Origin of the sequence: Agrobacterium sp. S7/73, assembly GCF_019355535.1 — a bacterium.
In the GTDB taxonomy this organism is placed as follows: domain Bacteria; phylum Pseudomonadota; class Alphaproteobacteria; order Rhizobiales; family Rhizobiaceae; genus Agrobacterium; species Agrobacterium tumefaciens.
Window position 1 is genome coordinate 1,290,569 of record NZ_CP072137.1, and the last position, 20,279, is coordinate 1,310,847.

The 20,279-nt window shown below is 59.1% G+C and carries 19 protein-coding genes and 1 tRNA gene; 10 read left to right on the forward strand and 10 right to left on the reverse strand.

From position 1 onward, the window contains the following. Positions 1-129 precede the first annotated feature (129 nt). From nadC to J5276_RS20955, 4 genes are all read right to left on the reverse strand, one after another. Positions 130-987 carry a carboxylating nicotinate-nucleotide diphosphorylase gene (gene nadC, locus J5276_RS20940; RefSeq protein WP_174006111.1) on the reverse strand — a complete coding sequence of 286 codons (858 nt, stop codon included), beginning with the start codon at positions 985-987 and terminating at the stop codon, positions 130-132. Between the two features lies 1 nt (position 988). After that, complete coding sequence (locus tag J5276_RS20945; RefSeq protein ID WP_174006113.1) at positions 989-2,554, reverse strand: L-aspartate oxidase; 1,566 nt, start codon at positions 2,552-2,554, stop codon at positions 989-991. Next, on the reverse strand, positions 2,551-3,522 hold the full coding sequence (gene nadA, locus J5276_RS20950; RefSeq protein WP_004431880.1) for a quinolinate synthase NadA: 972 nt from the start codon (positions 3,520-3,522) through the stop codon (positions 2,551-2,553). Before nadA ends, J5276_RS20945 begins: the two co-directional genes overlap by 4 nt. 69 nt (positions 3,523-3,591) lie before the next feature. Further along, positions 3,592-4,494, reverse strand: coding sequence for a membrane protein (locus J5276_RS20955; RefSeq protein WP_013762088.1), 903 nt, complete (start codon positions 4,492-4,494; stop codon positions 3,592-3,594). A gap of 208 nt (positions 4,495-4,702) precedes the next feature. Here J5276_RS20955 and J5276_RS20960 point away from each other — a divergent pair, with 208 nt between their 5' ends. Together J5276_RS20960 and J5276_RS20965 are read left to right on the forward strand one after the other, a co-directional pair. After that, positions 4,703-5,077, forward strand: a complete 375-nt coding sequence (locus J5276_RS20960) for a PAS domain-containing protein (protein WP_004431894.1) — start codon at positions 4,703-4,705, stop codon at positions 5,075-5,077. Positions 5,078-5,149: 72 nt separating this feature from the next. Further along, positions 5,150-5,650 (forward strand): thermonuclease family protein, encoded by a 501-nt coding sequence (locus J5276_RS20965; RefSeq protein WP_174006115.1) that lies wholly within the window; start codon positions 5,150-5,152, stop codon positions 5,648-5,650. A gap of 71 nt (positions 5,651-5,721) precedes the next feature. Here J5276_RS20965 and J5276_RS20970 read toward each other — a convergent pair. Together J5276_RS20970 and J5276_RS20975 are read right to left on the reverse strand one after the other, a co-directional pair. Beyond that, positions 5,722-5,797, reverse strand: a tRNA-Ala gene (locus J5276_RS20970). Positions 5,798-5,949: 152 nt separating this feature from the next. Further along, positions 5,950-6,339, reverse strand: coding sequence for a TIGR02300 family protein (locus J5276_RS20975; protein WP_004431900.1), 390 nt, complete (start codon positions 6,337-6,339; stop codon positions 5,950-5,952). A 198-nt stretch (positions 6,340-6,537) separates the two neighbouring features. Here J5276_RS20975 and cmk point away from each other — a divergent pair, with 198 nt between their 5' ends. Both cmk and rpsA read left to right on the forward strand, forming a co-directional pair. After that, entirely contained in the window at positions 6,538-7,218 is a 681-nt protein-coding gene (gene cmk / locus J5276_RS20980) for a (d)CMP kinase (protein WP_162632871.1), read from the forward strand. Between the two features lie 149 nt (positions 7,219-7,367). Beyond that, positions 7,368-9,068 carry a 30S ribosomal protein S1 gene (rpsA, locus tag J5276_RS20985; RefSeq protein WP_004431908.1) on the forward strand — a complete coding sequence of 567 codons (1,701 nt, stop codon included), beginning with the start codon at positions 7,368-7,370 and terminating at the stop codon, positions 9,066-9,068. A gap of 100 nt (positions 9,069-9,168) precedes the next feature. Here the strand turns inward: rpsA and J5276_RS20990 are convergent, their stop codons facing one another. From J5276_RS20990 to J5276_RS21005, 4 genes are all read right to left on the reverse strand, one after another. After that, positions 9,169-10,725, reverse strand: a complete 1,557-nt coding sequence (locus J5276_RS20990) for a hypothetical protein (protein ID WP_174012229.1) — start codon at positions 10,723-10,725, stop codon at positions 9,169-9,171. Positions 10,726-10,984: 259 nt separating this feature from the next. Continuing rightward, the gene (locus tag J5276_RS20995) at positions 10,985-11,293 is read right to left on the reverse strand and encodes a hypothetical protein (RefSeq protein WP_004431913.1); all 309 of its coding nucleotides are present in this window, start codon (positions 11,291-11,293) and stop codon (positions 10,985-10,987) included. Between the two features lie 50 nt (positions 11,294-11,343). Then, a complete protein-coding gene (locus J5276_RS21000; RefSeq protein ID WP_174012231.1) occupies positions 11,344-12,576 on the reverse strand; it encodes a hypothetical protein in 1,233 nt (410 codons plus the stop codon). Positions 12,577-12,658: 82 nt separating this feature from the next. Then, on the reverse strand, positions 12,659-13,285 hold the full coding sequence (locus tag J5276_RS21005) for a ribonuclease D (protein WP_004431923.1): 627 nt from the start codon (positions 13,283-13,285) through the stop codon (positions 12,659-12,661). Between the two features lie 182 nt (positions 13,286-13,467). Here J5276_RS21005 and J5276_RS21010 point away from each other — a divergent pair, with 182 nt between their 5' ends. From J5276_RS21010 to J5276_RS21035, 6 genes are all read left to right on the forward strand, one after another. Further along, on the forward strand, positions 13,468-14,082 hold the full coding sequence (locus J5276_RS21010) for a nucleoside 2-deoxyribosyltransferase (RefSeq protein ID WP_025595211.1): 615 nt from the start codon (positions 13,468-13,470) through the stop codon (positions 14,080-14,082). After that, on the forward strand, positions 14,079-14,828 hold the full coding sequence (locus J5276_RS21015) for an SDR family oxidoreductase (protein ID WP_004431929.1): 750 nt from the start codon (positions 14,079-14,081) through the stop codon (positions 14,826-14,828). The genes J5276_RS21010 and J5276_RS21015 overlap by 4 nt, the downstream gene beginning before the upstream one ends. Positions 14,829-15,383: 555 nt before the next feature. Then, the gene (locus tag J5276_RS21020; RefSeq protein ID WP_038494675.1) at positions 15,384-16,571 is read left to right on the forward strand and encodes a Xaa-Pro peptidase family protein; all 1,188 of its coding nucleotides are present in this window, start codon (positions 15,384-15,386) and stop codon (positions 16,569-16,571) included. Between the two features lie 120 nt (positions 16,572-16,691). Continuing rightward, positions 16,692-18,296, forward strand: a complete 1,605-nt coding sequence (locus tag J5276_RS21025) for an ABC transporter substrate-binding protein (protein ID WP_004431933.1) — start codon at positions 16,692-16,694, stop codon at positions 18,294-18,296. Between the two features lie 63 nt (positions 18,297-18,359). Continuing rightward, a complete protein-coding gene (locus tag J5276_RS21030) occupies positions 18,360-19,367 on the forward strand; it encodes an ABC transporter permease subunit (RefSeq protein ID WP_004431937.1) in 1,008 nt (335 codons plus the stop codon). Further along, positions 19,364-20,278, forward strand: coding sequence for an ABC transporter permease subunit (locus tag J5276_RS21035; protein WP_004431940.1), 915 nt, complete (start codon positions 19,364-19,366; stop codon positions 20,276-20,278). Before J5276_RS21030 ends, J5276_RS21035 begins: the two co-directional genes overlap by 4 nt. Position 20,279: the final 1 nt, after the last annotated feature.

Sequence of the window (20,279 nt, forward strand, 5' to 3'; positions counted from 1 at the left end):
CCTTTCCTTTGTGAGAGAGGTCCGCAGGCATATGGACAGGCTTTTGCGCGCACTGATCCCCCCGCCTCTTGACCCCAGGCAGGGAATTAACGGCCAATCGAGGATTTTGTTCCGGTCTCCTTGCTTTCGTCAGCTTTGGCTTTGAAAGTCCAGCCCGATATCCAGAACCGGCGCGCTGTGGGTCAGCCAGCCGACGGAGATGAGATCGATGCCGGTTGCTGCAATGGCTGCTGCGGTTTGAGGCGTGATGCGTCCGGAGGCCTCGGTGATGGCGCGTCCGGCGACGATCTGCACCGCGTCGCGCAGCTGTTCCGGCGGCATGTTGTCGAGTAGAACCGCATCGACCCCTTCCTCCATCGCTTCGCGCAATTGCAAGAGCGTATCCACCTCGACCTCGATCTTGACCAGATGTCCGACACCCGCCTTGGCGCTGCGGATAGCGTCACGCACGCCGCCGGCTACGGCGATGTGGTTGTCCTTGATGAGTACAGCATCATAAAGGGCAAAACGGTGGTTCATGCCGCCACCGGCGCGCACGGCATATTTTTCCAGCGCCCTGAGGCCCGGCGTCGTTTTGCGGGTGCAGGCAACCGAGGCTCTGGTGCCGGAGATGGCGGCAGCAATTGTGGCGGTGACGGACGCGATGCCTGAGAGATGGCCGAGAAAATTAAGGGCGGTGCGCTCCGCCGTCAAAAGACCGCGCGAGGGACCCTCGATCGTCGCGATAATATCGCCCGGAGCGACCGCCGCGCCATCCTGCACCTGCCGCCTCATCATGATTGTCGGGTCCACCAACTGGAAAGCCAGTTCTGCGGCATCAAGACCTGCGATGACACCCGGTTCACGCGCCGCCATGACGACGACTGAGCGATGATCAGCGGGGATGACTGCGGCGGACGTGATGTCGCCCGCCAGACCCAGGTCTTCCAGCAGGGCGTTGCGGACAAGCGGCTCCACGATAATGCGTGGCAGAGGGGTGAGGGTCATGTCAGGCGCTCCGCGCAATGCTGGAAGAAAAAAGATTGGACGATAAGAGGTCATGGGCAATGGCGATGACATCGGACAGGCAAAGCCTGCGCCTTGTGGCGGTCGCGTCCTTTTCCGGGAAGTCGTTACGGAAATGGGCCCCGCGCGATTCTCTTCGCAAGGCGGCGAAGACGGCGATTGCGAGCCCGACGATGGCGGGATCGGATGCCGGGCCGTTCTGTTCGGCCAGTGGGAGAAGTTCGCTGATCGCGCTGATCAACCCCGCTTCATGTCTGGCGATGCCGAGATGGCGGGAGACGATGGGCCGGACGACTGACGGGTCTGCTGCCGAAAGAACAGGCGTTGCGAATGGCGTGACAGCTGTCACCCGTTTTGACGCCGGTCGGGCGGCAATATCTTTTGCCGCACGCATGCCCATGGCAGCCGCCTCCAGCAGGGAGTTGCTGGCCAGCCGGTTAGCCCCGTGAAGACCGGTGCAGGCGGTTTCGCCCGCAACCCATAGGCCCGGCACGGAACTACGGCCATTACCATCCGTGGCGACGCCGCCCATGTGGTAGTGAACGGCGGGACGGACGGGCACGAGTTCGCGGGCGGGGTCTATACCAGCCTCGCGGCATAGCAGGTCGATTGACGGGAAACGCGCCGAAAAACCGCTGCCGATCGCCTTGCGGGCATCGAGAAAGACTTTGCCGCCGCGCAGGATTTCCCGGTCGATGGCGCGGGCGACAATATCGCGGGAGGCAAGTTCTGCACCCGGAACGGTCGCCATGAAACGTTCGCCGCTTTCATTGAGAAGAACGGCACCTTCGCCCCGCACTGCCTCGCTGACCAGAGCCAGCGGCCGCCGGGGAGAGGAAAGCGCCGTTGGGTGGAACTGGACGAATTCCATATCAGTGAGGATGGCTCCGGCGCGCGCGGCGAGCATGATCCCCTGTCCGAAATTGCCGGTGGGATTGGTGGTGGCCTCATACAGCCCGCCGAGGCCACCGGTCGCAAGAATGACGTTTGTGGCCGGCAGAACAAAGCTGCCCTTTTGCCCGGCGCAGATGAGACCGGCTATGGCCCCGCCTTCTGTCAGCAGCCGGCGCACCTCCGCACCTTCCAGGACTGCGATGGACGGCGTGTTGAGAACGGCGGCTGCAAGAGCCCTCACAATGGCCGCGCCCGAGCCATCACCTTCGGCATGCAGGATGCGCCGGCGGCCATGGGCGGCTTCCAGCCCGAAAACGAGCCTGCCTTGTGCATCGCGGTCGAAACGAACTCCGGCTAGTTCCAGGGCATCGATGACTGCGGGGGCGGTGGAGACGATATCTGCTGCCATAGCCGCGTCACAGAGGCCGTCGCCTGCGGCGAGCGTATCGGCAAGATGCAGTGCAGTGCTGTCGTCAGCGCCAAGGCTTGCAGCAATGCCGCCCTGCGCCCAGGCGCTGGACGTTTCGCCACCGAGCGCGCCGCGGGTCAGAAGCAGGACCGGTTGCGGTGCGAGCGTCAATGCTGCCATCAGGCCGGCAATACCGCTGCCGACGATGACCGTCCTGCCTGCATATTGCGACAGAGCCTCACTCATACCGCCAGCATCCTTTCCACCGCGCGGCGGGCGGCGACCGCAACAGCCGGATCGATTGTCACCTCGTGGCGGTTTTCTTCAAGCGCTGTGCGGATATTGCCGAGCGTGATGCGCTTCATGTGCGGGCAGAGGTTGCAGGGGCGGATGAATTCAACATCGGGATGATGCACGGCGACATTGTCGCTCATCGAGCATTCCGTCAAAAGCACCACGCGGGCCGGTCTTTCCCGGCCGACGTAGTCCGACATGACAGCGGTCGAGCCGGAAAAATCTGCGGCCTCAACGACATCGGGCGGACATTCGGGATGCGCGAGAACGGTGATGCCGGGATGGCTTTCGCGCAATTCCCTGATGTCGTCGACGGTGAAAAGCTCATGCACCTCGCAATGGCCGCGCCATGCGATGAGTTCGACATTGGTCTCCCGCGCTACATTCTTCGCCAGATATTCGTCCGGCAGCATCAGCACGCGCGGCACGCCGAGCGATTCCACCACCTGGCGGGCATTGCCGGAGGTGCAGCATATGTCGGAAGCCGCCTTCACCGCCGCCGACGTGTTCACGTAAGTGACGACAGGAACGCCGGGATAGGCCTTGCGCAGAAGTGCGATGTCTTCGGGCGTGATGGAATCGGCGAGCGAGCAGCCGGCGGCCATATCCGGAATAAGCACGGTTTTTCCCGGATTTAGCAGCTTTGCCGTCTCGGCCATGAAATGCACGCCGGCGAGAACGATCACATCCGCTTCTACTTCCATTGCCTTGCGCGCAAGGGCGAGGCTGTCGCCAACGATATCGGCAACGCCGTGGAAGATTTCCGGCGTCTGGTAATTATGGGCGAGGATGACGGCGTTGCGCCTGCGCTTCAGATCGAGGATCGCCTCCACATCATCCTGAAAACCCATCCATTCCGCCTTGGGAATGACGCGGCTGACGCGGTCGTAAAGGCTTGCGGCAGATATCTGTTCGTTCACGGCACTCTCCCATTTATACTCTATTTGAGTATATCTACGGCAAACAGATATTCTCATTGTGAGCATATGTCAATTGCGGGAGAGTGGCAGTTTGGTTCCGGAAAGGGCGCGTTCATCCACAACGGTCTGGCGGAATCGGAAGAGCTTTGCAGGGCGTCCGCCGGTTTCGGTCGCCATGTCGCCAGTTTCTTCCACCAGCTGTTGCTGTTCTATCAGCCGGCGGAAGTTCTGCTTGTGCAGCGTCAGACCGGCGAGCGCCTCCACCGCGCGCTGCAATTGCAGCAGGGTGAAAGCGTCGGCCATCAGTTCGAAAACTACAGGCCGGTATTTAATCTTAGCCCGGAGGCGCGCGATGCCGGTGGCAAGAATGCGACGGTGATCGGCAAACATCGGTCTGCCGAAATTGATCCGAGGCTCACTCTGGGCTTCTTCGACCAGTCCGGCCTCATAGAGCAATTCGTAGCGCTGAAGTGTCAGTTCCTCGTTCCAGCCGCCGCCATCAAGGCCGAAGGTGAAGTCGGCCCGTAAATGGCGCTGGCCTTTGCAGGCAGGGTCGGAATCCGCCCAGCAGCGCAGCTTTTCGATGATTGTGTCCAGAACCGCCGGCCGGCCCTGCCGATGGTCTTCCCAGGGAAAATACTCGTACCAGCCATGCCAGAGAGGGCGGCCATTGCCAGGCGGCTCCTGTTCGCGAACCAGCCCGAGATAACCGATCGATATGGTTCTTCCGCCAAGAATGTCATTGTTGCGGTCCCGGTCGGCGAAGGTGTAGAGCTGTTCGAGATAGCCGACGGGATGATGTGTCTGTTCGTGTATCCACTCTCTCAACCCGCTCTGAAGCGTCCTGTGTCCGAATTCAAACGGCCCTGATGGAAGTGCCGCGCCCGCCCGCACGGTCATTACCCGCGGCTCGTCCGTGGTGATGGCGGTGACGACGGCGATGAGTTCGGCGTGGGCAAGCCCTATGGTCACGGCGGGTCCTCTGGTAGATGGCGTCGGTATCGACCTTCTTTGGCACAGGAATGCCTGTTCGCCAACAAGCGGGCGGGGAAACGCGGATGCCGACGCGCATGTAAAACTTTACGTAGCGATCAGACAAAAGAATAAGTGCTTGTGGTTAGTCGCGTATCGTCCTTTATGTTAAGACCCGCGTCAAAAGCATCCATAATGTAGAAGGCCGATGTTAGAGGATATATATCTCGAAGAAACACTTGTGGGTTATTACACCTGGAACGTGGGGCAGAATCTGGTTTATCTGGATGCTGTGGCGGCTCGCCTGCGCGAATTTTCCGAAGAGAAAGCCGCCCGCGGCATTCCCGTGGAGGATTTCATAGATCAGATCGAAAGCGGCTCGCGCGCGCGTGTGGCCAAGGCGGTTTACAACTCGCTGACGAACGGCGTGTTCTATGATCAGCAATACCGCATCGAACTCAAATCCGGCGATTTTCGCTGGCTGCGGACAACGGGCAGGGTTATCCTTGATGGTGACCGCATTCCAATCATGGCGATGGGCACGGTGCGAGACATCACCTCGCGCAAGATTTTATTGATGTAATATTTATCGCGTTCGGTCTGTCTTGAAAAACGTCGATCTATTTCTTGTCGATTTTTTTGATGTTGCGGTGACATGGTTCGGCAGGTTTTCATTTTGCTGTTTCAGATCGTGCTGGTCGCGGGGCTTGGTATAGCCGGCATCCGCATTGCCTCGCTCATGAATGGCGAGGCGGCATATCCAGCGACTGGCCTCTCCGCAAACACGGAAACGCTGTGGACGACCTCTCCGGTCCGGGTCGATCCCCGCCATCAGAATTATGAGCGTATTCCGACCCCGCCCGATCCATACCCCCTGAAAATATACGCGGATCAGCGCCTGCGCGTTGCGTCCAACAATCGCTTCACCTTCAAAGGACAGGAGTTCCGCCTCGCCGGCGTGGAAGACATCGACCGCAACCGGGTTTGCGCCGGACCTGACGGCCGCCGTTATGCCTGCGGCCTGAACGCCTTCAAGGCGCTAGAGAACCGCCTGCGCGGCAAATATCTGCAATGCCGGGTGCTGGAAGAAGGCGGCGGCGTTCCGTCGGTGGAATGCCGGATCAACGGGCAGGATGTGCGGGCGCTCTTGCAATAGTCAACGCGAAGAACAGACAATGCCGCACGAAAGCCCGTGCTGGACAATGGAAATTTGTATTTTAGAAGGTTTGGTGGAGCTAAGCGGGATCGAACCGCTGACCTCTTGCATGCCATGCAAGCGCTCTCCCAGCTGAGCTATAGCCCCATAAGGGTTCCGGCATTTCGTCCGGTTCCGGGAACCGAAGCGGCTGTTGTTCCGTTCGGTGGCGGCTTACTACTTCGGCTAATCGAAGAGTGCAAGCACAAAAAACAGCCCGGCTTCATTTTTTTGTCGCCGGGCTGGTTTATCCAATAAGATCAAGCTTCTTCGTCGTCGCCCGGTACGCCGATGATGCCGGACATGTCGTCGTCATCGTCGTCTTCGTCGGCTTCGAGGAAGGTGTCGTCGTCGTCGCCGATTTCCACGTCGTCGTCATCGTCGCCCAGGTCCGGGATATCGTCGCCGCTGTTGTCGCCGTCGGCGTCTTCCAGCGATACGAGTTCGACTTCCGTGTTTTCGGCATCGACTTCCGCGACTTCTTCTTCTTCAGCCTGCTCGAGCTTTGCCTGAGCGGTGCTTTCTTCAAAGAAGGAGAGCGGCCAGGACTTGCCGCTATAGGGAGAAACGACCGGGTCGCGGTTCAGATCGTAGAACTTCTTGCCGGTATCGGGGTCTGTGCGCTTGGTACCAAGGTCCGCTTTTGCCACTGTCTAAGCCTCAAATTGTCGAATGAGTTTCGGTGTGTACGCCGTAAAACCGGCATAGACGGTAAAATTTCTAGCCGGTCCCCTTAATCGTTGCGGTCTTTCGTGTCAAAGACAAACTTTGGAGGCCGCCCTCCCATGATGCGACTTGTATGTCAGGCTGCTCATAAAGATTGGAGGCCGACGCACTCTACTGTATTAATGATGGACGCACAGGCAGAAAGCTTCATGACCTTTACGATTGCCATAGATGGGCCAGCTGCGGCGGGCAAAGGGACCTTGTCACGCAAGATTGCGGAGACCTATGGTTTCCATCATCTCGACACCGGGCTGACCTACAGAGCCACGGCCAAGGCACTTCTTGACGCCGGCCTGCCGCTCGATGACGAGAAGGTCGCTGAAAAGGTGGCGCTGCAGCTCGACCTTGCCGGCCTCGATCGCGCGGTGCTTTCAAGGCACGATATCGGCGAGGCGGCGTCCAGGATTGCGGTGATGACCCCGGTGAGGCGCGCGCTCGTGACAGCGCAGCAGCGATTTGCGGCAAAGGAACCGGGCACGGTTCTGGATGGCCGCGACATCGGCACAGTGGTGTGCCCGGAGGCGCCGGTGAAGCTCTACGTCACCGCTTCGCCGGACGTGCGGGCACGCAGGCGTTATGATGAAATCGTCGCCAACGGCAGCGTTGCCGATTACGACGCCATTTTCGCCGAGGTGAAGAAACGCGACGAGCGCGACATGGGCCGAGCCGACAGCCCGTTGAAACCGGCTGAAGACGCGCACTTGCTAGATACGTCGGAAATGAGTATAGAGGCGGCGTTTCAGGCCGCGCGGATGATTATCGACGCCGCCCTGAAGAAACAGGTTTTTCGCGGAACCGCTTGAATCGGTCCGCGTTTAGTCCGGAATTGCCTGAAGACATGTCCTTGCGCCGGGAAGCCTTTTAAAAAGGCGGGCATGGGTTCGGGTATCAACAACGCTAGCCCACCGGCGCTTTTGTATTCGCTCTCGCGCGGATGCAATCAGGAGATTTCATGTCAGTATCTACCCCCACGCGCGAAGATTTCGCAGCGCTTCTCGAAGAATCCTTTGCCTCTAACGATCTTGCCGAAGGCTATGTTGCCAAGGGTATCGTAACGGCAATCGAGAAGGACGTTGCCATCGTCGACGTTGGCCTCAAGGTTGAAGGCCGCGTACCGTTGAAGGAATTCGGCGCGAAGTCCAAGGACGGCACGCTGAAGGTCGGCGACGAAGTCGAAGTTTACGTCGAGCGCATCGAAAACGCACTCGGCGAAGCCGTTCTGTCGCGCGAGAAGGCTCGCCGCGAAGAAAGCTGGGTCAAGCTCGAAGCCAAGTTCGAAGCTGGCGAGCGCGTCGAAGGCGTTATCTTCAACCAGGTCAAGGGTGGTTTCACCGTCGATCTGGACGGCGCCGTTGCCTTCCTTCCGCGTTCGCAGGTCGACATTCGTCCGATCCGCGACGTTACCCCGCTGATGCACAACCCGCAGCCCTTCGAAATCCTCAAGATGGACAAGCGTCGCGGCAACATCGTTGTCTCGCGCCGCACGGTTCTCGAAGAGTCCCGCGCCGAGCAGCGTTCTGAAATCGTTCAGAACCTCGAAGAAGGCCAGGTTGTTGACGGCGTCGTCAAGAACATCACCGATTACGGTGCGTTCGTTGACCTCGGCGGCATCGACGGCCTGCTGCACGTTACCGACATGGCATGGCGCCGCGTCAACCATCCTTCGGAAATCCTCAACATTGGCCAGCAGGTCAAGGTTCAGATCATCCGCATCAACCAGGAAACCCACCGTATCTCGCTCGGCATGAAGCAGCTCGAGTCCGATCCGTGGGATGGCATCTCCGCCAAGTACCCGGTTGGCAAGAAGATCTCCGGTACGGTCACGAACATCACCGACTACGGTGCATTCGTCGAGCTGGAGCCGGGCATCGAAGGCCTGATCCACATTTCCGAAATGTCCTGGACCAAGAAGAACGTACATCCCGGCAAGATCCTGTCCACGAGCCAGGAAGTTGACGTTGTCGTTCTCGAAGTCGATCCGTCCAAGCGCCGTATCTCGCTCGGCCTCAAGCAGACGCTGGAAAACCCGTGGCAGGCATTTGCCTTCAGCCATCCGGCCGGCACTGAAGTCGAAGGCGAAGTCAAGAACAAGACCGAATTCGGCCTGTTCATCGGCCTCGAAGGCGATGTCGACGGCATGGTTCACCTGTCGGATCTCGACTGGAACCGTCCGGGCGAACAGGTCATCGAAGAGTTCAACAAGGGTGACGTGGTCAAGGCCGTCGTTCTCGATGTTGACGTCGAGAAGGAACGCATCTCGCTCGGCATCAAGCAGCTCGGCAAGGATGCTGTCGGTGAAGCCGCAACGTCCGGCGACCTGCGCAAGAACGCAGTCGTTTCGTGCGAAGTCATCGCCGTTAACGACGGTGGCGTGGAAGTGAAGCTCGTCAACCACGAGGACATCACCTCCTTCATCCGCCGCAACGACCTCGCACGCGATCGTGACGATCAGCGTCCGGAGCGTTTCGCAGTTGGCCAGGTTTTCGACGCTCGCGTCGTCAACTTCTCGAAGAAGGACCGCAAGGTCATGCTTTCGATCAAGGCTCTGGAAATCGCTGAAGAGAAGGAAGCCGTCGCACAGTTCGGTTCGTCCGACTCTGGCGCTTCGCTCGGCGACATCCTCGGTGCGGCTCTGAAGAACCGCAGCGAATAATCGCTAGAGATCGTTTGATATAAAGAACCCGCCGGAATTTTCCGGCGGGTTTTTTGTTGGCTGCAGTATTCGTGGCATAGGCCAATGGGCGGCGCGGAATTCAGTGCATGCCACTCATCTTGAGGTAATAATTTTCCGCACTGTCGTCGAAAGCCGCTGTCCGCGGATTTTCCCCATCGCCAATCTCGTCATTGGCGGCCACCCGCTCTTCCATCTCGTCCTGACCGTCGGGATTTTCGCCCTCCGCCTCGCCATTCGCTTCATCCTCGGAAAATGGACCACGCCCGCGATGCGGCGTTTCCGATTCGTGGTCCTCTTCCGCCGGTGGGTATGCGACGAGCGGTAACGGCGTGCCGTCTTTTGCCAGAGCCGCAGCGATCAGCGATTGCGAAGCCGTTTGTTCCAGCATCGCCATTCTTGCTTCCGGGTCGAGAGCGGCGCGCGGCATGGGCTGGGCTTCTGGCCGGTTGGTAATCGTCTCCGTTTCCTCCCCGGTCGGGTGGATGGGCGTTGCGAGGGCAGTTTTTTCGGCAGGCTGCTCTTCGAGTGGTTGCGGTATGGCGCCCGGTGGCGTGGCGGAAAGCTGGGCAGCGGTGGTGGCCTTGACGGGAAGTTTGCCGGCCACTGCAGCAAGGAGCAGGTTTTCCATATCCTTGGCGCCAGCCGTGGACTGGCCGGATGGCGGGTTCAAGGTAGTGCGGGTTTCCCGCGGCTCCAGCTTCATCGTGTCCCGATGCTGAAGTGCAGGGCGCATCTCGGCGTTCTCAGCCCGTGGCGGATTCGCCGGGCGGGCATCTGTCGAAGCTTCTTTTGTTGTGCTGCCCGTTTGCGGCTGAGGCGAGCGTACGGTGCTTTCGGCGGCTTTCCCTTCCGGTTTTGCCGCATCGTGCGGAGAGTCGGACATGTCGGCAGGTGGGGCGGGAAGATTGGCCTGCGGGCCTTGCGGCGCTGCCTGCGCCGCAACCATGGCTTTTATTGCGGCGGCGCTTTGGGCAAGCGGGCCGATGAGCATAGGCAACAGCCGGCCGGGCGCGGCGGCGGTTGCCGGTTGTGCTGTTGTTGTGGTGGTCGTTGCCGGGTTTGGGCGGCCGTCAGCACTCTGGCTCGGGCCGTTCTGCTGTCTCGCTTGCACTGGCTGCGCGGTCACCGGATTGGCCGAATTGTTCTGCTGATAAGAGGACACCACCGCCTTCGCCGCAAGATCCGTTCCCTTGTAGCGGGAAAGTTCGATCAGCAGCGCAAGCCTTGCGGCATCCGGCCCGGTTGGCTGTTTCAGGATTTCTGCGAGCATCGAAAGGCTCAACCCCTGCAGGACTTTGCTGACCTGTTGTTCCAGCGCCAGGCGCTGCGGTGCGGGCAGGGCGCGCAGCGCATCCGTCAGACGCATCACATAGGTTTGAATGGCTTCGCCGTCGCGCCTTGGGAGGTTCATCAGCTTGCCAAGCGCCTCCGCCAGAACGGCGGTGCTGCGGGAAAGCTGATATTCGCTGGCGAGAGAGGTGACTGCGGCTTTGGCGAAAAGACTGCTGCCATTGTCGCGAGCAAGATTGCTTGCCTGCGGCTGCACGGCCTCCTTCGGCTCCCCGCGCTGCGTCTGCGAGGCTGCGGCTCCATAGGCGGCATCGGCTGCCGGAATTTTCGGTACAGGCGGTAACATGCTGCGCTCCGTTCCTATCGATTACCGCCGCTGGCTGCGAAAGGGCCAGTCCCTGGCTCTCTGATCCGCATTTGGCCTATGTTGAAAGATTGCCGCGCCGGTGATGTACAGGTGTCATCTCGCCCGCTCATGCGGGAGCGCCGTGTGCGTCGCTGGCAGGAATGCCAGCTCTTCGCGATGCACACAGAATCATCAACCCTGAGTCTGGGCCGTAGATATTAAGAATTCGCTAACCATAAAAATCGTGTCGATATGGCAATCAGGGAGAGACGCTGATGAACATGCGGTAAAGCCCGTTATCGTCGGAATTGACCGATGAAATATGGTCTGGTTCGCTGTCTGCTGCCTCAAAGGCTTCCGGCGGCATCGCGTCGAGCCAGCTTGCCTTGGGAAAACCTCTCTCGGGGCGATTTTCAACGGGGGCGATGAGGTTGTCTTCCTCGCTTGCGGCAACGAAATTGTCGTCATTCGGCGCCAGCGGCGGAGCGGCGATCGAGAGCAGCGCTTGCGCCGCATTTGGTTCGGCATCGAGGCCGGCGCTGCCGGATATGCCGGAAATTTGAGACATGTTTGAACTCACATCTTGTTTCGCTCAAGTGACTATCGGTAGCGGCGAGATCATGCCGCCTTCTTCTTCAGCAGTGCATAAATTCCATTGTCGTCTATCGAGATCGGCAAAATGGCGCTGCGGGCGTTATCGACGACTGCCTGAGCATCAAGCAGTTTTTCGGCGTCGTCTTTCTGATCGGTTTCCGTCTTGGTTGCGGCGTCTGTCTCTGCGGGTTCGTTGTCATTTTCAGCCGGGGCCGTTTCGCTTGATGGCGTTGCCGCGAGCACGGAGATAAGGGCGATTTCCGAAGAAATATCTACCGGGCCTTGCCCGTCAGTGCCTTGCGCTTTTTCTTCGGCGGCAGCGTCTATGTGTTCCTTCACAACGTCCTGAAGTTTTTGCACATCCTCCAGCTTGCCCTGCGCGTCTCGGGTCTGGATATCCTCTTCCCGCTCGGCCGCAACTTCGGCATCATTGATTTCGCCCATGCGGTTTTTGCCGCGTTCGGCCTGCAATTCTTCCTTGGTTTTCGGATCGGCAACGTCTTCCAGGCGCTGGATGACCTTCATGGTTTCCCGTGTCATGAATTGGGTGCCCTGCGCCTGATCGTTCAGCGCATTCTTCACGGCGCGTGCCGCATCGCCAAATGGGTTTGCGATTGCGGCGATCATCTGCTGCGCGGAAATACCAAGTTCCTTGAGGCCAGTCGATTCTTCGAGATCATTGACATTTTTGGGTGCGGTGGCGCGCACTGCCATGATTGCTTTCGACATCTGCACGCCGAAATCTTCTTCCTTGCCGCTCAGGCCGGCATTTTGGGCAATGCGTGCGGCAAGTGCTGCCATGGGCGCGGTCTTGGCAGTTACGCCGTTATTCAGGACTTCCACGACCTGCGCTTCCGAAACGCCGAAGGATTTCAGCGAAATCGTCGTGGCTTTTCCTGCCGCATCGGTTTTTTCAAAGCCGTCGGTCAGGGTCAGCGCGTCCTGAAGCCTTTGCGCGAAAGCCGCGTTCGATTCATTGTTTTCCTGGGTGATGCCAAGCGCAGACGAGAAACGGGAGACAAGCGAGGCGAAGGCATCGCCATCAGGCTTCATGGCGCCGAACAGATAGGCGCTTATCTTTTCATTGGCAACGCGATGGCTTTGGTCCGGCTGCGGCTGGGTCTTTATCGTCTCGTCTTTTTTGGTACCGTTCGCTTTTTCTTGCTCTTCGCGATGGCGTTCCTCAATGGTTTTCACCATCGACCGCATGAGGTCGCTGACTGCAATGCTTGCCGTCTGCTGCAACGGTGTAATCATCTGGAAGTCCCCGGCCACCCAAAGTTGCGGCCGAGAATAGGCAGTTTCGGTAAATCAGTCCTTAAACGAAGCGTGAAACCGCTCAGCTATGGGCGAAGATATCCGTTTCGTCCCAGCCCAGAAGATCGAGCTTGGCACGGGTCGGCAGAAACGCGAAACAGGCATCGGCATGATCGAGGCGACCATCACGCACGAGGCGGTGTGTCAGCTTGTCGCGCAGCGCATGCAAATGCAGCACATCGGATGCAGCATATTCGAGCTGTGCGGGTGACAGTTTTTCTGCTGCCCAGTCGGACGATTGCTGCGCCTTGGAGATGTCGACCTCAAGCATTTCCTTCAGATTGTCCTTCAGCCCGTGCCGGTCGGTATAGGTGCGGGTCAGGCGGGAGGCGATCTTGGTGCAGAAAACCGGCGTCGTCGTCACACCGAACGTGTGGAACAGAACGGCGATATCGAAACGGCCATAGTGAAAAATCTTCTGCCGGGCAGGGTCTGCAAGCATATGGGTGAGGTTTGGAGCCTCCTTCTGGCCGGCGGCGATGCGGATGACATCCGCCGTACCGTCTCCAGGAGAAAGCTGAACGACACAGAGACGGTCGCGGCGTGGCACCAGCCCCAGTGTTTCCGTATCGATTGCGATGGCGCCAAGGTAGCGTGCGGCATCTGCGGCGGAAATATCGCCTTCGTGATAACGGATGGTTGCTGCCATTGTCTTGCTCCGGGAATGTCCAGTTCGTTGCTCCGGCTATAACGGAAAGACAGGTTTGACGATACCGTTTTGTAGGTCGCTCCGACGCGCCTTGGCGCATGTCCCCTTGGTACTTGCGTTTGCGAAAGTCTCCGGGTTAGGTTTGCGGAAATCCTGTTTCTCCAAATTGTATGAAATTTCCTATGACAAAGAAAATCTATCTCGCCGGGCCGGAGGTCTTCCTCCCGAATGCCCGTGAAATGCTCGACCTCAAGGCCTCGCTTGCACGCGAGGCCGGGTTTACGCCGCTTTCGCCGGGCGATTTGGAAATTCCGCCCGCGGACACGAAAATCGGCCACGGCTGCAACATCAATGCCATAGACGAGCGGATGATGCTGGAAGCGGATGCGGTCATCGCCAATCTCACGCCGTTTCGCGGCATCGCCGCCGATACGGGAACGAGCTACGAACTGGGGTTCATGTGCGCGCTGGGCAAGCCGGTTTTCGCCTACACCAATGTCGCGGCCAATCACTTCACCCGCATCAAGGCGCAATATAACGGTGTTGCCGCAATCGATGAAACAGGGCGCTATCGCGGCCCGGACGGTTTGTCGATCGAGAATTTCGACATGGTCGACAATCTCATGCTGCACGGCGGAATTTTGCGGCGTGGCGGCGTCGTCATCGTTGGCAACGCGACGGCAGAGGCCCTTTATACGGATCTCGAGGCGTATAAGCGCTGTCTGGCGGCCGCCGCTGAAAAATTACTGACACAGACTGATCCCGACAGAACGAATTTACTGGAGACATCATCATGAGCGGTACCATCCTCATCACCGGCGCCACGTCCGGCTTCGGACAGGCCACGGCGCGGCGCTTCGTCAAGGAAGGCTGGAAGGTCATTGGCACAGGTCGGCGGGCGGAACGGCTGGAGGCCCTGGCGCAAGAACTCGGCTCCGCCTTTCACGGCGCTGCCTTCGATGTTACCGACGAAGATGCCACTAAAAAGGCACTTGCGGCTTTGCCGGAAGGTTTCCGGGACATCGATATTCTCGTCAACAATGCGGGGCTTGCGCTCGGCACCGCACCTGCACCGCAGGTGCCGCTGAAAGACTGGCAGACCATGGTGAACACCAACATCACCGGTCTTTTGAACATCACCCACCATCTTTTGCCCACGTTGATCGACCGCAAGGGCATTGTCATCAACCTTTCCTCGGTAGCTGCGCACTGGCCCTATGCGGGCGGCAATGTCTATGCCGGAACGAAAGCCTTCCTGCGGCAATTCTCGCTAGGTCTGCGCTCCGACCTGCATGGCAAGGGCGTGCGCGTCACCTCGATCGAACCGGGCATGTGCGAAACGGAATTCACGCTTGTTCGCACCGGCGGCAATCAGGATGCCTCGGACAATCTTTACAAGGGCGTCAATCCGATCACGGCCGAGGATATCGCCAATACGATCCATTGGGTCGCCTCGCAGCCCAAACATATCAACATCAACAGCCTCGAACTCATGCCGGTCAACCAGTCCTTTGCCGGTTTTCAAGTGCATCGGGAAAGTTGATTTCCAACGTCTTCTGCGGGAGTGCTAAAAAACAAAGCAGGAATTTTCGAGCTATGCAAAAATGCAATGCTGCATTGCGAGACTTGCTCTGTTAAAAATCGCGGATACCGCTATATTCAAAACATCGAAGCGACGCACTCCTCCTCCCAGTGTCGCTCGATGCGGATCGGTGGTACTCCTCCTCCCAATCACCGATCAAGTTTGAAGCCTGCCGCACCTCCTCCCGCGGCAGGCTTTTTCCTTTTCTGGGCTTCTTTTTCCAATGCATCTTGCGGTGAGGTTTCTGCGCGCCGTCTGCGCCCGGATGACCGATACCCCGCTTTTCCCCTTAAGTTTTCGGGGGATTTCTGATTTTCCCGTCAAGGCGATGATTGTCGAAATCGGGCGCGTGTCGATCACGATTTCGTTATGTCTAGATGAATATGCACAGTTTTGTGGCGGTGCATCGTCCTGGCCCATTGCTTAGGCCCCGGCCTGTGTTTAAGCATTGGCAAAAGAACGCTTGGGAGTTGCCGACACGCTTGTGTCTGTGCGCCTGAAAGCGGCGGGGAGAGAATGGCAGACTTTCAAGAGGCGCTGAAGCGGTTTCAGCCGATCGCGGTTTCATCGATCGCTGAAGACGAGCTCGGGTTGCGGTTGCGCGGCCTGCAAGCGCAGCTAATCCAGCAAAATATCAAGGCGGTCTGGCTCGATGCATCATCGTCGCTGACCTATTATACTGGCCTGTCGCTTGGTCTTTCGGAGCGCATTCACGGCGCCCTGGTGCCGGCAGAAGGCAAGCCGGTCTATGTCAGTCCGGCATTTGAGGAGCCGAAACTACGGACGATGATCCGTATCGAGGGCGAAGTTGCCGTCTGGGAAGAGGATGAAAGTCCTTTTGACCTGATGGCAAAGCGCATCGAAGCGCTCGGCTGTCCCGGCCACCTTGTCGCGATCGATCCTGCCACTCCTTTCGTTTTCGCATCGGCCCTGATGCAGCGTCTGGAAGGCCGCATCATTTCCGCCCAGCCGATGATTGTCGCACAGCGGCAGGTCAAATCCGCAGCCGAGATTGCCATCATCCAGGCGGCGATGGATGCGAGCTACGGCGTGCAGAAGGCCGTGTTCGAGGGGCTGCGTCCCGGCATATCCACCACGGAAGTGGCTGACTTCGTTAACGCCGCACATGTTGCGCTTGGCATGAAGCCGCTTTTCGTGGCGGTTCAGTTCGGCGAGGCGACGGCTTATCCGCATGGCGTGCCCTATGCGCAGACGCTTGTTGACGGCGACATGGTGCTGGTCGATCTCGGCGGCATCCTTCATGGCTATCGTTCGGATATCACCCGCACCTATGTGTTCGGCCAGCCGACGGAACGGCAGCGTTTTCTCTGGAACGCCGAGCGGGACGCGCAGGCTGCTGCCTTTGACGCGGCCCGGGTCGGTGCTGCCTGCTCGGACGTGGACAAGGCCGCGCGCGACAGCCTGAAGGCGGCCGGTTTTGGGCCGGATTATCAGGTTCCGGGTCTACCGCATCGCACCGGCCATGGGCTTGGGCTGGATATTCACGAAGAACCCTATATCGTTGCAGGAAATGCCACGGCACTTCAGCCGGGAATGTGCTTTTCCATCGAGCCGATGCTGTGCGTTTATGGGGAATGCGGCGTCCGTCTCGAGGATATAGCTTATATGACGGAGGCGGGACCACGCTGGTTCTGCCCGCCGGAAAAGAACCTCGACCGGCTGTTCCAGCCGGTCGCCGGGTAATTGGTCGGGAGGCACAGGACCGAACGGCGACACGGGGCTCCGCGTCGTCGCTGACCAGGACAGGTAGGCCCCTTAAAACGGGGTCGCATAAACTCAGAAAAAGAGGGAAAGGACCACCAGATGAAAACGCTGACCCGCAGTTTGCTTATAGCCTCTGCGCTTGCGATGGCTTCCGCCGTGCCCGCCATGGCGAAGACCTTCGTTTATTGCTCCGAGGCATCTCCGGAAGGCTTCGATCCTTCGCCTTACACCGCCGGCGGCACCTTCGATGCCTCCGCGCATCCGGTCTACAACCGTCTGACCGAGTTCAAGAAGGGCACGACCGAAGTTGAGCCAGGCCTTGCCGAAAAGTGGGAAGTTTCGAGCGATGGCCTCGAATACACGTTCCACCTGCGCAAGGGCGTAAAGTGGCACTCCAACGAGAAGTTCACGCCAAGCCGCGATTTCAACGCCGATGATGTGATCTTCAGCTACAACCGCCAGGGTGACACAAAGAACCCGTGGAACCAGTATATCGCAGGCATCACCTACGAATATTACAACTCCATGGAAATGCCGTCGCTGATCAAGGAAATCGTCAAGGTTGACGATTACACCGTGAAGTTCGTGCTGACCCGTCCTGAAGCTCCGTTCCTTGCCAATATCGCGATGCCTTTCGCTTCGATCGTTTCGAAGGAATATGCTGATACGCTTGATAAGGCCGGCACCAAGGAAGACTTCAACAACCTGCCGATCGGCACCGGCCCGTTCAAGTTCGTCGCCTATCAGAAGGACGCGGTCATCCGCTACCAGAAGAACGCCGACTACTGGGGCGAAGCTCCGAAGATCGACGATCTGATCTTCGCGATCACGCCGGACGCTGCCGTTCGTCTGCAGAAGCTGAAGGCTGGCGAATGCCACCTTATGCCTTATCCGGCCCCGGCCGACCTCGCCACCATTCGTGCCGATTCCAACCTCAAGCTCGATGAACAGCCGGGCCTGAACGTTGCCTACTTCGCCTACAACACCACTGTTGCACCTTTCGACAAGCCGGAAGTCCGCAAGGCGCTGAACATGGCGATGAACAAGCAGGCCATCATCGACGCCGTATTCCAGGGTGCCGGCACGGTTGCCAAGAACCCGATCCCGCCGACGATGTGGTCCTACAACGACAGCATCAAGGACGATCCTTACGATCCGGAAGCTGCCAAGAAGGCTCTCGAAGCCGCTGGCGTCAAGGATCTGACGATGAAGATCTGGGCGATGCCGGTTCAGCGTCCATACATGCCGAATGCCCGCCGCACCGCCGAGCTGATCCAGTCGGATTTCGCGAAGGTTGGCGTCAAGGCCGAGATCGTCTCCTTCGAATGGGGTGAATACCTCAAGAAGTCGACTGAAGTGAACCGCGACGGTGCCGTCATCCTCGGCTGGACCGGCGACAACGGTGACCCTGATAACTTCATGGGCGTTCTGCTTTCCTGCGCTGCAACCGGCGAAGGCGGTGCAAACCGTGCTCAGTGGTGCAATAAGGAGTTCTCCGAACTGCTTTCCAAGGCAAAGCAGACCACTGACGTTGCCGAGCGCACAAAGCTTTATGAGCAGGCGCAGGTGATCTTCAAGGAACAGGCTCCGTGGGCGACGCTTGCGCACTCCACGCAGTTCGTTCCGATGTCCGCCAAGGTTTCCGGCTTCACCATGAGCCCGCTTGGCGACTTCACCTTCGAATCCGTCGATATCGCTGAGTAATCCCAAACAACAGGACGCGCGGAAGAACTCAGGTTCTTTCGCGCGTCTTTTCAGGAAAAAACCATGATCCGGTTCATTTTCGGCAAACTTCTCTATCTCGTTCCGACATTTCTCGGGATTACCATCGTTGCCTTTGCCTTCGTTCGCGTCCTGCCGGGCGATCCCGTGCTGTTGATGGCGGGTGAGCGCGGCATTTCGCCCGAGCGGCATGCACAACTTGCCGAACAGCTCGGCTTCAGCCAGCCTATCTGGCAGCAATATCTCCATTTTCTGGGGCGGCTGCTTCAGGGTGATCTCGGCAATTCGCTGGTCACCAAGAAACCCGTTCTGACCGAGTTCCTGGCGCTCTTTCCCGCGACAGTCGAGCTTGGCCTCGTCGCCATCATCCTCGCCACACTGATCGGTGTGCCGGTCGGCGTCATCGCCGCCATCCGCCGTGGCTCGTGGTTCGACCAGATCTCCATGACGACGGCGCTGGTTGGCTTCTCCATGCCTATCTTCTGGTGGGGCCTGCTGCTCATCATCATGTTCTCCGGCATCCTGCAATGGACACCGGTGTCGGGCCGTATCTCGTTGATGTATTTCTTCCCTTCCGTCACCGGTTTCATGCTGATCGACAGCCTGATTTCAGGGCAGAAGGGTGCTTTCGCTTCGGCTCTGTCACATCTCATCCTGCCTTCGGTGGTGCTTGCCACCATCCCGCTTGCAGTTATTGCCCGCCAGACACGGTCGGCAATGCTCGAAGTCCTCGGTGAGGATTATGTGCGGACAGCGCGTGCAAAGGGCATGTCGCCGTCCCGTGTCGTCGGCGTTCACGCATTGCGCAACGCCATGATCCCGGTCATCACCACCATCGGCCTGCAGATCGGTGTGCTGATGGCGGGTGCAATCCTGACCGAAACCATCTTCTCCTGGCCGGGCATCGGCAAGTGGATGATCGATTCCATCTCGCGCCGCGACTATCCGGTCGTGCAGAGCGGCCTGCTTCTGATCGCGGGTCTGGTGATGATCGTCAACCTGCTTGTCGATCTCACCTATGGCCTCATCAATCCAAGGATCCGTCACAAATGAGCGATGTGACCACAGCTCCCGGCGTCAGGCTTTCCGACGCCGCCATCCGCCGCCGGATGATCGCCGATTTCTGGTTCTACTTCCGCCAGAACCGTGGCGCCGTCGTCGGCCTTGCCGTCTTCCTTCTTCTGGTTCTGATCGCGGTTTTCGCAGCCGTGATTGCCCCGCATGACCCGACCCAGCAATATAGAGACGCGTTGCTCGTCCCGCCGGTCTGGCAGGATGGAGGCCGTACCGCATTCCTGCTCGGCACCGACGCTGTCGGCCGCGACATGCTGTCCCGACTGATCTATGGCGCGCAATATTCGCTGTTCATCGGCGTCGTCGTTGTTTCCATCGCCCTTGTCGGCGGCATTGTCATCGGTCTCGTCGCCGGCTTCTTCGGCGGCTGGGTGGACACTGTCATCATGCGCGTGATGGACGTCATCCTGGCGTTTCCATCGCTGCTTCTGGCACTGGTGCTGGTTGCGATCCTGGGTCCGGGGTTGACCAACGCCATGATCGCGATTGCCATCGTCTATCAGCCGCATTTCGCGCGTCTGACGCGTGCAGCTGTCATGAGCGAGCTTCGGCGTGAATATGTCACCGCCGCGCGTGTGGCGGGTGCCGGCAATTTCCGGCTGATGTTCAAGACGATTTTGCCGAACTGCCTTGCACCTTTGATCGTGCAGGCGACGCTCTCCTTCTCATCTGCCGTTCTCGATGCGGCGGCTCTCGGCTTCCTCGGCATGGGCGCGCAGCCGCCCGCATCCGAATGGGGCACGATGCTGGCCGAAGCCCGCGAGTTCATCCTGCGCGCCTGGTGGGTCGTTACCCTTCCCGGCCTGACGATTCTCGTATCGGTGCTCGCCATCAACCTGATGGGTGACGGGCTGCGCGATGCGCTCGATCCCAAACTGAAGCGGAGCTAAG

What these genes read in the sequence shown, in the direction of transcription:
- nadC (WP_174006111.1), bottom strand. Translation starts at nt 987, where the DNA reads ATGACCCTCACCCCTCTGCCACGCATTATCGTGGAGCCGCTTGTCCGC.
- J5276_RS20945 (WP_174006113.1), bottom strand. Translation starts at nt 2,554, where the DNA reads ATGAGTGAGGCTCTGTCGCAATATGCAGGCAGGACGGTCATCGTCGGC.
- J5276_RS20960 (WP_004431894.1), top strand. Translation starts at nt 4,703, where the DNA reads ATGTTAGAGGATATATATCTCGAAGAAACACTTGTGGGTTATTACACC.
- J5276_RS20965 (WP_174006115.1), top strand. Translation starts at nt 5,150, where the DNA reads ATGGTTCGGCAGGTTTTCATTTTGCTGTTTCAGATCGTGCTGGTCGCG.
- cmk (WP_162632871.1), top strand. Translation starts at nt 6,538, where the DNA reads ATGATGGACGCACAGGCAGAAAGCTTCATGACCTTTACGATTGCCATA.
- rpsA (WP_004431908.1), top strand. Translation starts at nt 7,368, where the DNA reads ATGTCAGTATCTACCCCCACGCGCGAAGATTTCGCAGCGCTTCTCGAA.
- J5276_RS20990 (WP_174012229.1), bottom strand. Translation starts at nt 10,725, where the DNA reads ATGTTACCGCCTGTACCGAAAATTCCGGCAGCCGATGCCGCCTATGGA.
- J5276_RS20995 (WP_004431913.1), bottom strand. Translation starts at nt 11,293, where the DNA reads ATGTCTCAAATTTCCGGCATATCCGGCAGCGCCGGCCTCGATGCCGAA.
- J5276_RS21000 (WP_174012231.1), bottom strand. Translation starts at nt 12,576, where the DNA reads ATGATTACACCGTTGCAGCAGACGGCAAGCATTGCAGTCAGCGACCTC.
- J5276_RS21005 (WP_004431923.1), bottom strand. Translation starts at nt 13,285, where the DNA reads ATGGCAGCAACCATCCGTTATCACGAAGGCGATATTTCCGCCGCAGAT.
- J5276_RS21010 (WP_025595211.1), top strand. Translation starts at nt 13,468, where the DNA reads ATGACAAAGAAAATCTATCTCGCCGGGCCGGAGGTCTTCCTCCCGAAT.
- J5276_RS21015 (WP_004431929.1), top strand. Translation starts at nt 14,079, where the DNA reads ATGAGCGGTACCATCCTCATCACCGGCGCCACGTCCGGCTTCGGACAG.
- J5276_RS21020 (WP_038494675.1), top strand. Translation starts at nt 15,384, where the DNA reads ATGGCAGACTTTCAAGAGGCGCTGAAGCGGTTTCAGCCGATCGCGGTT.
- J5276_RS21025 (WP_004431933.1), top strand. Translation starts at nt 16,692, where the DNA reads ATGAAAACGCTGACCCGCAGTTTGCTTATAGCCTCTGCGCTTGCGATG.
- J5276_RS21030 (WP_004431937.1), top strand. Translation starts at nt 18,360, where the DNA reads ATGATCCGGTTCATTTTCGGCAAACTTCTCTATCTCGTTCCGACATTT.
- J5276_RS21035 (WP_004431940.1), top strand. Translation starts at nt 19,364, where the DNA reads ATGAGCGATGTGACCACAGCTCCCGGCGTCAGGCTTTCCGACGCCGCC.